General features: G+C 67.8%; 14 protein-coding genes and 1 tRNA gene. 7 read left to right on the plus strand and 8 right to left on the minus strand.

Annotation, left to right across the window (positions count from 1 at the left end; genetic code table 11):
- Window positions 1-4: 4 nt before the first annotated feature.
- The 5 genes from sigJ to R5H19_RS11950 form a co-directional block, all read right to left on the minus strand.
- Window positions 5-907: an RNA polymerase sigma factor SigJ gene (gene sigJ / locus R5H19_RS11930; protein ID WP_318159224.1), complete on the minus strand. Its 903-nt coding sequence runs from the start codon at window positions 905-907 to the stop codon at window positions 5-7.
- Between the two features lie 92 nt (window positions 908-999).
- Window positions 1,000-1,935, minus strand: a complete 936-nt coding sequence (locus R5H19_RS11935; RefSeq protein WP_318159534.1) for an aspartyl/asparaginyl beta-hydroxylase domain-containing protein — start codon at window positions 1,933-1,935, stop codon at window positions 1,000-1,002.
- A 152-nt stretch (window positions 1,936-2,087) separates the two neighbouring features.
- A complete protein-coding gene (locus R5H19_RS11940; protein ID WP_318159225.1) occupies window positions 2,088-3,470 on the minus strand; it encodes a PhoH family protein in 1,383 nt (460 codons plus the stop codon).
- 64 nt (window positions 3,471-3,534) lie between these two features.
- Window positions 3,535-3,996 (minus strand): peroxiredoxin, encoded by a 462-nt coding sequence (locus R5H19_RS11945; RefSeq protein WP_318159226.1) that lies wholly within the window; start codon window positions 3,994-3,996, stop codon window positions 3,535-3,537.
- Between the two features lie 105 nt (window positions 3,997-4,101).
- On the minus strand, window positions 4,102-4,677 hold the full coding sequence (locus R5H19_RS11950; RefSeq protein ID WP_318159227.1) for a glycine cleavage system protein R: 576 nt from the start codon (window positions 4,675-4,677) through the stop codon (window positions 4,102-4,104).
- 124 nt (window positions 4,678-4,801) lie between these two features.
- Here R5H19_RS11950 and dapA point away from each other — a divergent pair, with 124 nt between their 5' ends.
- Window positions 4,802-5,698 (plus strand): 4-hydroxy-tetrahydrodipicolinate synthase, encoded by an 897-nt coding sequence (gene dapA / locus R5H19_RS11955; RefSeq protein WP_318159228.1) that lies wholly within the window; start codon window positions 4,802-4,804, stop codon window positions 5,696-5,698.
- Between the two features lie 33 nt (window positions 5,699-5,731).
- Complete coding sequence (locus R5H19_RS11960; RefSeq protein WP_318159229.1) at window positions 5,732-6,322, plus strand: hypothetical protein; 591 nt, start codon at window positions 5,732-5,734, stop codon at window positions 6,320-6,322.
- 58 nt (window positions 6,323-6,380) lie between these two features.
- Here the strand turns inward: R5H19_RS11960 and fdxA are convergent, their stop codons facing one another.
- On the minus strand, window positions 6,381-6,704 hold the full coding sequence (gene fdxA / locus R5H19_RS11965; RefSeq protein ID WP_318159230.1) for a ferredoxin FdxA: 324 nt from the start codon (window positions 6,702-6,704) through the stop codon (window positions 6,381-6,383).
- 150 nt (window positions 6,705-6,854) lie between these two features.
- Window positions 6,855-6,930: transfer RNA gene (locus R5H19_RS11970), tRNA-Glu, on the minus strand.
- A gap of 192 nt (window positions 6,931-7,122) precedes the next feature.
- Between R5H19_RS11970 and pcnB the strand changes: the two genes are divergently transcribed.
- The 5 genes from pcnB to panD all read left to right on the plus strand — a co-directional run bounded on the left by pcnB (window position 7,123) and on the right by panD (window position 11,198).
- The gene (gene pcnB, locus R5H19_RS11975; protein ID WP_318159231.1) at window positions 7,123-8,478 is read left to right on the plus strand and encodes a polynucleotide adenylyltransferase PcnB; all 1,356 of its coding nucleotides are present in this window, start codon (window positions 7,123-7,125) and stop codon (window positions 8,476-8,478) included.
- Entirely contained in the window at window positions 8,475-8,954 is a 480-nt protein-coding gene (gene folK, locus R5H19_RS11980) for a 2-amino-4-hydroxy-6-hydroxymethyldihydropteridine diphosphokinase (protein ID WP_318159232.1), read from the plus strand. The genes pcnB and folK overlap by 4 nt, the downstream gene beginning before the upstream one ends.
- Window positions 8,955-9,047: 93 nt before the next feature.
- Window positions 9,048-9,839, plus strand: coding sequence for a 3-methyl-2-oxobutanoate hydroxymethyltransferase (gene panB / locus R5H19_RS11985; protein WP_318159535.1), 792 nt, complete (start codon window positions 9,048-9,050; stop codon window positions 9,837-9,839).
- A gap of 19 nt (window positions 9,840-9,858) precedes the next feature.
- On the plus strand, window positions 9,859-10,704 hold the full coding sequence (gene panC / locus R5H19_RS11990; RefSeq protein ID WP_318159233.1) for a pantoate--beta-alanine ligase: 846 nt from the start codon (window positions 9,859-9,861) through the stop codon (window positions 10,702-10,704).
- A 101-nt stretch (window positions 10,705-10,805) separates the two neighbouring features.
- On the plus strand, window positions 10,806-11,198 hold the full coding sequence (gene panD / locus R5H19_RS11995) for an aspartate 1-decarboxylase (RefSeq protein ID WP_318159234.1): 393 nt from the start codon (window positions 10,806-10,808) through the stop codon (window positions 11,196-11,198).
- Between the two features lie 17 nt (window positions 11,199-11,215).
- Here the strand turns inward: panD and queG are convergent, their stop codons facing one another.
- Window positions 11,216-12,313 (minus strand): tRNA epoxyqueuosine(34) reductase QueG, encoded by a 1,098-nt coding sequence (gene queG, locus R5H19_RS12000; protein WP_318159235.1) that lies wholly within the window; start codon window positions 12,311-12,313, stop codon window positions 11,216-11,218.
- Window positions 12,314-12,328 lie beyond the last annotated feature (15 nt).

The raw sequence follows: 12,328 nt of genomic DNA on the forward strand, positions 1-12,328 counted from the left end.
CCGTTCAATGCAAGGACGCAGGCGCCGCCGCTTTTGTGACCGCCGCCAGCCGGGCGAGTTTGTCGGGGTGACGCAGAGCGTGCACCGCGGTGATGTGTTCGCCGTCGCTGTCGATCCAGCTGGCTGCCACCAGCGTCTGGTCACACCAGCTGAGCAGGGCCGGCGTGCCGTTGAGCTGGCGGATCTCGTGGCGTACGCCGTAGCGGCGCTGCTGCCGCGCAATCTGCAGATAGAGCCGCGCCAGCCGGTCGGCGCCGTGCAGCGGGTGCAGCGTGGCGCGGGCCAGCCCGCCGCTGTCGGCGACGTGCAGCGCGTCCTCGGCGAACAGGGCGCGCAGGGTTTCCAGGTCCGGCTGCTGCAACGCCTGCACGAAGCGTTCGAGCAGGCGGTGCTGCGCCTTGGTGTCGGGCAGCGGCTGACGCGGCCGGTCTTCGCGCAGGCGTTGCTTCGCGCGGTGCACGCGCTGGCGACAGGCATCCTCGCTGATCTCCAGCATCGCAGCCGTTTCGGCGTGGCTGTAGTCGAACACTTCGCGCAGCAGGAAGGCGGCGCGCTCCTCGGCGCTCAGCCGTTCCAGCAGCAACAGGAAGGTGAGGGTGAGGCTTTCGGCGCGCTCCAGTTGCGCTTCGGGCTGGTCGGCGTCGACGGTCAGCGGCTCCGGCAGCCACGGGCCGGAGTAGTGCGCGCGCTCGGTCTTGGCTCGGCGCAGGCGATCCAGCGCGATGCGCGTGGTCACGGTGACCAGCCAAGCCTGCGGGTCGTCCAGCGCAGCGACGTCCTGGGCGTGCCAGCGCAGCCAGGCGTCGTGCAGCACGTCTTCGGCGTCGCTGGGCGTGCCAAGCATGCGATAGGCCAGGCTGAACAGGCGCTGGCGGTGTTGCTGGAACACAGCGGTTTGCGGGTCCATGGAACGCTCCGGGGGAGGGACGCTACCAAGACGCACGGGTAGGGCGGAACGTGACCGGCCTGCCCAGGCCGGGCGCTTGTTTTCGCCAAGCGTCAGCGGAACAGCGGCCAGGGCGCCAGGAAGACCAACCAGATCAGCAGCAAGATGCCGGCGTACTTGCCGGCCTTGTACAGCTTCTTGTGGCGCCGCTTGAACGCCGCCTTCCAGTGGTGCACGGGGCCCTTGCGCTGGCTCCACGCGTACAGGCGGTTGACGATGCCGGTCTTCTCGGCGCCGGCGTCGCTGTTGGGCGACGCGGTGATGCGACCCATGAACGCGCCCACGCGATGGTTGATGGCGTTCATCCAGCGCGTGCGCAGCGGGCGCTCCACGTCGGCGAACAGGATCACCCGGGTCTGGTCGGTCTTGTTCTCTACCCAGTGCACGTAGGTTTCGTCGAATACCACGTCCTTGCCATCGCCCCAGGCATGCTCCTCGCCGTCGACGAAGATGCGGCAGTCGCGCGAATTCGGCGTGATCAGGCCCAGGTGGTAGCGCAGCGAACCGGCGAACGGGTCGCGGTGGGGATTGAGTTTGCTGTTCGGGGCCAGCGTGGCGAACATCGCCGCCTTGATGCCGGGGATGGCGTTCAGCAGCGCGACCGTCTTCGGGCACAGCGCCTCGGCCGAGGCCAGCGGCTCGCCGTACCACTTCAGGTAGAAGCGCTTCCAGCCCTGCTTGAAGAAGCTGTTGAAGCTGGCGTCGTCGTTTTTCGCGGCGGCGCGGATGTGGCCTTCGTCGAACAGCTGCAGCGCCTCGTCGCGGATGGTCTGCCAGTTCGCCTGCAGCAGGTCCAGCTGCGGGAAACTGCGGCGGTCGAGGATCGGCCTGGCCGGAACTGCCGAGAACGCGTACATCAGCAGGTTGTACGGCGCGAACACCGCCGAGTGGTCAACCAGCTGACGGTCGAAGCGCAACCGCACGCGCCCGCGAAGGTGCACCAGCAGCACACACAGCACGAAGAGGGCGAACAGGATCAGCAGGATCAGGCGAGGCGTGAGGATCATGGCGCGGCGAGCAGCCCTGGCGGGGATTCCGGAGCCTTCATTCTACCCGTTTGCCGCGCTCCGGCCCCGGGCTGCTTCGCCACGCCGGTTCCGCGACGCGCATCGGGCGCGTCGCGCTTTTCCCGGTTTCCGGCTCAAAGCGCCTCGGCCGCGAAATCCGCCAGCCGCGAACGCTCGCCGCGACGCAGGGTGACGTGCGCCGAGTGCTCCCAGTTCTTGAAGCGGTCCACCGCGTAGGTGAGGCCGGAGGTGGTCTCGGTGAGGTAGGGCGTGTCGATCTGCTCGACGTTGCCGAGGCAGACGATCTTGGTGCCGGGGCCGGCGCGGGTGATCAGGGTCTTCATCTGCTTCGGGGTGAGATTCTGCGCCTCGTCGATGATCAGGTAGCGGTTGAGGAAGGTACGCCCGCGCATGAAGTTCAGCGAGCGGATCTTGATGCGCGAGGCGAGCAGGTCGTTGGTAGCCTGGCGGCCCCAGCTGCCGCCGTCCTCGGGGTTGGCCAGCACTTCGAGGTTGTCGGTCAGCGCGCCCATCCACGGCGTCATCTTCTCTTCCTCGGTGCCGGGCAGGAAGCCGATGTCCTCGCCGACGGAAACGGTGGCGCGGGTCATGATGATCTCGCGGTAGCGCTGCTGGTCCATCACCTGGGCCAGGCCGGCGGCCAGCGCCAGCAGGGTCTTGCCGGTGCCGGCGTTGCCGAGCAGGGTGACGAAGTCGATGTCCGGGTCCATCAGCGCGTTGAGCGCGAAGTTCTGTTCGCGGTTGCGCGCGCCGATGCCCCACACGTGGTGGTTGGCGTGCGAGTGGTCGTCCAGCAGCACCAAGGTTGCACTGGCCTCGTCCAGGTGCAGCACGCGCAGCTCGATCGCGTTCTCGCCGGGCAGGTACAGGCATTCGTTGGGGTACCAGGCTTCATCTTCGCGCCGCTTCAGCTCGTAGAACGTGCGCCCACGTTCGGTCCACGAGCGCACCTCCGGGTGCAGCTCCCAGAAATCCTCCGGCAACGCGGTCGAGCCGGTGTAGAGCAGCGAGAAGTCGTCCAGCGCGCGGTCGTTCTCGTAGTCCTCGGCGACCAGCCCGTTGATGCTGGCCTTGATCCGCAGGTTGATGTCCTTGGTGACCAGGATGACGTCGCGGCCCGGGTGCTGGTCGCGCAGCTCGATCACCGCCGCCAGGATCTGGTTGTCCGCCTTGGCGTGGCCATTGCTGCTGGTGCGGTGCTGGAAGTACAGCCGGCCGACCGAGGAGCCACGCTTGAGCTTGACGCCCTGCGGGTTGCTCAGTTCCAGGCCGTCGGCGAGGTCATGCTGCTTGCCGCGCTCGATCAGCTCGTTGAGGAAGCGGCTGGCCTGGCGGCCGTTGCGCGAGACCTCGGAGGCGCCCTTCTTCTTTTCGTCCAGTTCCTCCAGCACGGTCATCGGGATGAAGACGTCGTGTTCCTCGAAACGGAACAGCGAGGTCGGGTCGTGCAGCAGGACGTTGGTGTCGAGAGCGTAGATGCGCTTGCTTCCGGTCATGCGGAAGTGTCCTCGCTGGTGGGTGGAGGGAGCCTGCGGATGGAGGCCATGCGCGGCGAGGCGGTCACCGGGCGGGAATGGCGTCGAGCACGGCCTGGGCATGGCCGGGCACCTTCACGCCGCGCCATTCGCGCACCAGCTTGCCGTCGGGGTCGATCAGGAAGGTGCTGCGCACGATGCCAAGGTGGCGCTTGCCATACAGCACTTTCTCGTGGATCACGTCGAACGCGCGACACCAGCTTTCGTCGGCATCGGACACCAGCGGGAACGGCAGTTCCTGCTTGGCGGCGAAGTTGGCGTGGGACTTCTGCGAATCGCGCGACACGCCGACGACCTGCGCGCGGCGCTTGCGGAAGGCGGGGTAGAGGTCGCGGAAATCCTTCGCCTCGCTGGTGCAGCCGGGGGTGGAGTCCTTGGGGTAGAAGTACAACACCACCCATTGGCCCTTGAGGTCGGCAAGCTTCAGGGCGTGGCCGTCGCCGGTGGTGCCGCTGAGGGCAGGGGCTTTCTTTCCGATGTCTGGCATGGTCTCTCCGGAAACCCGACGGGGGTTTCGCCTGTGTGCAGGCAGAGACTAGCGCGACGACCGTGGCGGATGACAGCCTTGTCAGGCCGTCATCGCCGATGCATCCTAGAACTTCACCGGATCCATGATCGCGTCGAGGTTCAGGCCGTCGCACAGTTCCAGGAAATCGTCGCGCAGGGCGGCGATGTGGATTTCCGCCGGAATGCCGATGGTGAACTGGGCCTGGAACATCTCCGCCCCGGTCTGCATGGCCTGGTAGCGGGTGGAGTTCAGCTGTTCCACGCTGATCCCGTGCTGGCTGAAGAAATCCATGATGCGCGCCACGATGCCCGGCCGGTCGGCAGCCACCACTTCCACCAGATAAGGCAGCAGGTGCGAACTGTTCTGGCGTGGCCCGGTGCGGTAATGCACCAGGTGCAGGCTCTCGTCGCGGCCGAGCTTGGCCAGCGCGGTCTCCAGCTTGGCCAGCGCGTCCCACGCGCCGGTGGCCAGCAGCATCAGCGAGACTTCCGTGCCGATGGTCGACACGCGCGACTCGGACAGGTTGCAGCCGGCGTCGGCGATGCGCCGCGCGAGCGCCAGCAGCGGCGATTTGGTCGTCGCGGTGAGTGCGTGGATCAGCAAGTGGTTGTCGTTGCCCGAGCGCGTCGAAGCGGAGGAAGGGCCGGGAGAAGGTTTCAAGGGTCTGCCTGTGGACGTCTGCGTGCGCGGCGCGGGGCCATGAGACTACTCCGGTCGAGCTTACTTGCCCGCCTCGCGAAGCGGCAAGTAACATGAGCAGCTTGCCTTGTTGCGGAATCGTGTCTTGAACATTCGCGGAAGCATCTGCGCATTGGCCACCCCGTTCACGGCTGACGGTGCACTCGACCTGGATGCGTTCGGTCGGCTGCTCGATCATCAGTTGGTCGGTGGTACCCAGGCGCTGGTGGTGGCCGGTTCCACCGGCGAGGCGCACATGCTGGAGCACGACGAGTTCGATCGCCTGCTGGCGTTCGCGCTCGAGCGCGTGGCCGGGCGGGTGCCGGTGATCGCCGGCACCGGCGAGGCCGGCACCGCCAAGACGGTGGCGCTGACCCGCCGCGCGAAGGCGCTGGGTGCCGACGCGGCGCTGGTGGTGACGCCTTATTACGTGCGCCCGACCCAGGAAGGCCTGCGCCGGCATTTCCTCGAAGTGGCCGAACACGGCGGATTGCCGGTGCTGCTGTACAACGTGCCGACCCGCACCGGCTGCGACCTGCTGCCCTCGACCGTGGCCGCGTTGCGCGAACACCCGGCGATCGTCGGCATCAAGGAGGCGCGTGGCGACCGCGAACGGATAACGGCGCTGGCGGAACTTGTGCGCGAGGATTTCGTCTATCTGTCCGGCGACGACGGCAGTGCCGGCGCGGCGATGCTGGCCGGAGCGGCCGGTACGGTCTCGGTGGTGGCCAACCTGGTGCCGCAGGCGTTCCGCGCCCTGTGCGACGCGGCTGTCGCGGGTGATCGGGTGGCGACGGCGCGCTGCCATGCCGCGTTGGAACCGCTGCTGCAGGCACTCAACTGCGCGCCCAACCCGATCGCGGTCAAGGCCGGCCTGCCCCTGCTGGGGCTGGGACTGGCGCTGCCGAGATTGCCGCTGGTGGAACTGAACGACGGCCCGGATCGCGCCAGGTTGCACCAAGCGCTGTCCAGTCTGGCATCCTTGGCGACTGCAGCCGGCTGACGGTTGCTAGACCTACTCACGGAATCCGACTACATGAAGAAAACCTCGCTCCTCGTGGCCCTGCCGGCCGTGGCCCTCAGTGGCCTGCTGCTTTCCGGTTGCGGCGCGTTCCGTTCGCACAAGGCGTGGGACAAGGCCGTGCAGGAAGCCCCGCTGGAGATTCCGCCGAGCCTCGACCGACCCTCGACCAGCGAAGCACTGGTGATCCCGCCGCCGGGTGCGAACCAGCCGACCGCCAACGGAGCCACCGCACGCGTCGGTTCGGCCGGCGGCCAGATCAGCGATGGCTTCGTGCTGGCCGACAGCGTCGACAGTGCCTATCGCCGGGTCGGCCAGGTGCTGGAAAGCGGCAGCCTGGGCGAACTGGTCGGGCACGACGCCGCCGCGCACAGCTATACGCTGAATGTTTCCGACGCCATGGTGCAGCAGAAGAAGAAAGGCTTTTTCGGCCGCCTGTTCGGGCGTGACAAGAGCGGCTCGGTGGCCGCCCCGGGCGCCGGCTCGCACCAGGTGCAGATCAGCGTCAACAGCAGCGGTACGGCGGCCAGCGAAATCCGCGCCGAAGGCAATGCCGCGGCGGTGGGCAAGGTGGTCGACGCGCTGAAATCGCGTCTGGGCGGCTGATCCCCGGCGGCAACCGTCAAAAAACGCCGCCCTCGGGGCGGCGTTTTTGCAGGTGCATTCAGCGCTGCAGCAGTTCGAGCTTGCCCGGCCTGCCTTCCCAGTCCTTGGCGTCGGGCAGGGGGTCCTTGCGTTCGGTGATCACCGGCCAGCTCTTGGCCAGTTCGGCATTCAGCGCCACGAAGCCTTCCTGGCCGGCTGGTACGTCGTCTTCCGGATAGATCGCGTTGATCGGACACTCCGGTTCGCACAAGGTGCAGTCGATGCACTCGTCCGGGTCGATCACCAGGAAATTGGGGCCTTCATGGAAGGCATCGACCGGGCATACCTCGACGCAGTCGGTGTACTTGCACTTGATGCAGTTGTCGATGACAACGAAAGTCATGGGCGGCTCTGCTCTGAGAGAAGCGAATCGGAGCGCTCTTGTGAAGAGTGCGGCCATGGATGGCCGCTTCTGGTCCGGCCAATGGCCGGCAACCGTGGGTTACCGAGGCCTTTCCAGACAACGGCGATCACGGATGATCGCACAGGTAACTGGCGCTCCCTACGAGGTTCGAACTCGTGTTCCCGCCTTGAGAGGGCGGTGTCCTGGGCCACTAGACGAAGGGAGCGCTGACTTCCGAAGCGCGCTAGTATAGCGGAATTGTTTCGCCCGGCAATGCTTGGCAGCCATTGGCTTGCTCGGTCCGGGACAGGCCCGCCGGCGCAGATGTCCCGCGCCCCCGACGGGACGGGTTGCGGTGCTGCGCGCCGCGATATATTGCCACTCAAGGGCAGCTTCGCCCTGCAAGGATTCCGACCGCTTGAATCTCGAATCGAGGACCGACGCCACGTCGACGCTGCGGATCATTCCGCGTGACCAGCACGTCATCTCGCGCAAGAACATCAGCAAGGCGGCGTTGCGCGTGCTGTACCGTCTCAACGAGGCAGGCTATGCCGCCTACCTGGTCGGCGGCGCGGTACGCGACCTCTTGCTGGGGCTGCGGCCGAAGGACTTCGACGTGGCCACCGACGCCACGCCGGACGAGGTGAAGAAACTGTTCCGCAACTGCCGTCTGATCGGCCGCCGCTTCCGGCTCGCCCACGTGGTGTTCGGACCGGAGATCATCGAGGTGGCCACCTTCCGCGGTACCGGCGAGGAAGGCGGCGAAGGCGACCGCCACATCATCGATGGCCGCATCGTGCGCGACAACATCTGGGGCACGATCGAGGAGGATGCGCTGCGCCGCGACTTCCGCGTCAACGCGATGTACTACGACATCAGCGATTTTTCGGTGCGCGACTACGTCGGCGGCATGCAGGATCTCGAAGACCGCGTGCTGCGTCTGATCGGCGACCCGGATACCCGCTATCACGAGGACCCGGTGCGCATGCTGCGCGCGGCGCGGCTGGCGGCGAAGCTTGGCATGCGCATCGATGCGGCCGCGATGGCGCCGTTCGAGACGCTGGGGCCGCTGCTGGCCGACGCCGCTCCGGCACGGCTGTTCGACGAGTCGCTGAAGATGTTCCTGGCCGGCAACGGACTGAAGGGCTTCCGCATGCTGGAGCAATGCGGCCTGCTGAAATTCCTGTTCCCGGCCACTGCGCGCGCACTCAGGCGCGGCGACGAGGCGTTGCGTGCGCTGGTCGAGCGCGGCCTGGCGAACACCGACGCGCGGATCGCCGAAGGCAAGTCGGTGACCCCGGCGTTCCTGTTCGCGGTGCTGCTGTGGGGCGAGGTGCGCGACGTGGCGCACCAGCTGATCGGTCGGGGCATCGAAGGCAACGAGGCATGGTCGCGCGCCGCGGCGCAGGTGGTCGGCGAGCAGTGCCAGCGGGTGGCGATCCCGCGCCGGTTCACCTTCACCATGGAGGAGATCTGGTCGCTGCAGCCGCGTTTCGAACAGGTCCAGCGCAAGCGGGTATTCCGCCTGATGGCGCACCCGCGGTTCCGCGCCGCGTTCGACTTCCTGCTGCTGCGCGGCGAGGAATCGCCGGCGGTGCGCGAACTGGGCCAATGGTGGGCGCATGCCCAGCAGCTGCCGCCGGATGTGCTGGCCGCTGCGCTGCCGGCCGGCAGCAGTGGTGCCGGCGATTACGCACCGCCGCCGGTGGCCGCCAGGCCGCCGCGTCCGCGCCGCCGTCGGCACCGGTCGGCTCGCAACTCGGACCCCGCGTGACCCTGGCCTACGTCGCGCTGGGCAGCAATCTCGGCGACCCGCGGCAACAGTTGCTCGATGCCATGGAGGCATTGGCGAACCTGCCCGACACCCGCCTGCTGCAGCGCTCACATCTGTACCGCACGCCCCCGTGGGGCGTACTGGAGCAGCCGCCATTCATCAACGCCGCGGTGGAACTGGACACCGCGCTGTCGCCGCACGCCTTGCTGGACGCCCTGCTGGCGATCGAGCAGCGCGCCGGCCGCGTGCGCGCCGGGCGCAACGGGCCGCGTACGCTGGACCTGGACCTGTTGCACGTTACCGGCGTGCAGCTCGCCGACCCGCAACTGACCCTGCCGCATCCGCGCCTGGCCGAACGGGCCTTCGTGCTGTTGCCCTTGCACGATATTGCGCCCACGCTGCGCCTGCCCGGCCAGGCCACGGTGGCGGAGCTGCTTGCCCGCCTCGACCTGACCGGCTGCGAACGCGTGGCTTGAGCCATCACCGTAGCGCGCCGGATAATCGGCGGCCACCCCCATCCAGGAATTGCCGTGTACGTGCAGAACGCCAGTGTCCCCGACCGCAAGCCGGTGACCGTGCCAGGCCTGCTTGCGATGAAGGCGCAGGGACGGCGCATCGTGATGCTCACCGCCTACGACGCCAGTTTCGCCTGGCAGCTGGAGGCGGCCGGCGTCGACATCGCACTGGTCGGCGATTCGCTCGGCATGGTGGTGCAAGGGCATCGCAGCACACTGCCGGTGACGCTGGATCACATGGTCTATCACACCGCCGCGGTGGCGCGCGGGCTGTCGGCCACGATGCTGGTGGCCGACCTGCCGTTCATGGCCGATCGTGACGTGGCGCATGCGCTGGAGGCGGGGGCGCGGCTGGTCGGCGAAGCCGGCGCGGCCATGGTGAAGATCGAGGGCGCCGCGCCGCACATCCTGGAGGCTATCGCGGCACTCACCGCGCGCGCGATCCCGGTCTGCGCGCATCTCGGGCTCACTCCGCAGTCGGTGCACAAGTTCGGCGGTTTCAAGATCCAGGGCCGCGAGCAGGCTGCCGCCGAGCGCGTGCTGGCCGAGGCGCTGGCGGTGCAGGCGGCCGGGGCGGACCTGCTGGTGATGGAAGGCGTGCCGGTCGAACTGGGCCAGCGGGTCACGGCGGCGCTGAAGATTCCGGTGATCGGCATCGGCGCCGGCCCGCATTGCGACGGCCAGGTGCTGGTGATCCACGACATGCTCGGCATCACCCCGGGCAAGCGGCCGAAGTTCAGCAAGGATTTTCTGGCCGGGCGCGATTCCGTCGCCGCGGCGATCGCTGCTTATGCCGAGGACGTGCGCAGCGGTGCTTTCCCGGCTCCCGAGCATTGTTTCAACTGACCTGGCGAGTCGACATCCCATGCAGACCGTACAAGACGTCCCGGCACTGCGCGCTGCGATCCGTGGCTGGCGCACGCAAGGCCAGACGGTGGGCTTCGTGCCGACCATGGGCAACCTGCATGCGGGTCACCAGTCGCTGATCAAGCTGGCGCGGGCGCGCACCGAGCGGGTGGTGGCCAGTGTCTTCGTCAACCCCACCCAGTTCGGTCCGAACGAGGATTACGACCGTTATCCGCGCACCCTGGTGCAGGACCAGGCGGCGCTGGCAGAGCAGGATTGCGACCTGCTGTTTGCGCCGGACGTGGCCACGATGTATCCGTTCGGCCCCGAGCACAGCGTCAGCGTGCGCGTGCCGCAGATCACCGACACGCTGGAGGGCGCGCATCGCCCCGGGCATTTCGACGGCATGGCCACCGTGGTGTGCAAGCTGTTCAACCTGGTGCAGCCGGACGTGGCGGTGTTCGGCCAGAAGGATTTCCAGCAGCTGAAGGTGGTCGAACGGATGGTGCGCGACCTGGGGCTGCCGGTGAAGGTGGTGGCGGCGCCGATCCTGCGCGCCGATGACGGCCTGGCACTGAGTTCGCGCAACCAGTACCTGAACGCCGCGGAGCGTGCGCGCGCGCCGCTGATCCACGACACCCTGCAGAAGATGCGCGAGCTGCTGGCGCAGGGCCACCCGTGGCGGGTCGTCGAGCAGACCGCCACCGCTCGCCTCGAGCGGGCGGGCTTCGTTCCAGACTACGTGGTGATCCGCCGTGCCGAAGACCTGGCCGAGCCGGCCGATGGCGAACACGAGGGCCTGGTGGCGCTGATTGCGGCCCGTCTGGGCAACACCCGGCTGATCGACAACTTGCGGTTCGGCTGAGCTGGCCGCATATCGGACCTGACGCCGTGCGATGTTGCGGCGCAGCGTCAACGGTTCGATAATCGGCGACTTTGCAGGCTGTCCCTGCCGGAAAGAAAGTCATGCACCTGAACATGCTCAAGGCCAAGATCCACCGCGCCACGGTGACCCACGCCGAGCTGCACTACGAAGGCTCGATCGCGATCGACGGTCTGTTGCTGGATGCCGCGGGCATCCGCGAGTACGAGCAGATCCACGCCTGGAACGTCAACAGCGGCCAGCGCTTCGTCACCTACGCGCTGCGCGCCGAGGAAGGCTCCGGCATCATCTCGGTCAACGGCAGCGCCGCGCGCAGCGCGCAGGCAGGCGACATCGTCATCATCGCCGCGTTCGCCCAGCTGAGCGAGGCGGAACTGGAGCAGTACCGGCCCACCTGCGTCTACATCGCAGCGGGTCCGGGCAACCGCATCAGCCACACCAATCATTCCATTCCGAAGCAGATGGCCGCGGCCTGAGACCTTCGAACAGGCTCTCAGCTGCGCTGCTTCGCCAGCGCCCATGCCACGTGCTCGCGCACGACCGCCGAAGGGTGGTCGGCGCGGGTGCTGAGCGCTTCGATTGCCGCGGCCGACTTCGGCGCGTTGCCCAGCGCCACCGCGATGTTGCGCAGCCAGCCCTCGTAGCCGGTGCGGCGGATCGCCATGCCTTCGGTGCGCTTGAGGAATTCGTCCTCGCTCCAGGCGAACAGCTCGACCAGCTTGGCGCCGTCCAGGCTGTGCCGCGGCGCGAAGTCCGGCTCGGCGGCGACCTGGGCGAACTTGTTCCACGGGCACACCAACTGGCAGTCGTCACAACCGAAGATGCGGTTGCCCATCGGCGTGCGCAGTTCTTCCGGGATGCTGCCCTTGAGCTCGATGGTGAGGTACGAGATGCAGCGCTTCGCGTCGAGCCGGTACGGTCCCAGGATCGCCTGGGTCGGGCACACCTCGATGCAGCGCGTGCAGCTGCCGCAATGCGCGCTGGCCGGCGCGTCCACCGGCAGCGGCAGGTCGGTGTACAGCTCGCCGAGGAAGAAGTACGAACCGGCGTGACGGTTGATCAGCACCGTGTGCTTGCCGATCCAGCCCAGCCCCGCGTTGCGCGCCAGCGCCTTTTCCAGCACCGGCGCGGAATCGACGTAGGCGCGGTAGCCGAAGTCGCCGACCACGCCGTGGATGCGCTCGGCCAGCTTCTGCAGGCGCTGGCGCATCAGCTTGTGGTAGTCGCGTCCCAGCGCGTAGCGCGACACGTAACCGGCCTCGCCATCGCCCAGCACGTCCCAGGCGCTCGCGGTGCCGGGCGGGATGTAGTCCATGCGCACCGAGATCACCCGCTGCGTGCCCGGCTCCAGTTCGGCCGGGCGGGTGCGCTTGGTGCCATGGCGGGCCATGTACTCCATCTCGCCGTGGTGGCCGTGCTCGAGCCAGCGCAGCAGGTGCTGCTCGTCCTCGCCCAGATCGGTGCCGCTGATGCCGGCATCGGCGAAGCCCAGCTCGGTCGCCCAGCGCTTGATGTCGCGGGCGAGCGCGACGTAGTCGGGAGCGACGCGGGTCTCGGTATCGGGCATCCGCCTATTGTAGATGCGGCGCATGCCTATAATCCGCGC

Source organism: Rhodanobacter sp. KK11, assembly GCF_033345435.1.
In the GTDB taxonomy this organism is placed as follows: Bacteria; Pseudomonadota; Gammaproteobacteria; order Xanthomonadales; family Rhodanobacteraceae; genus Rhodanobacter.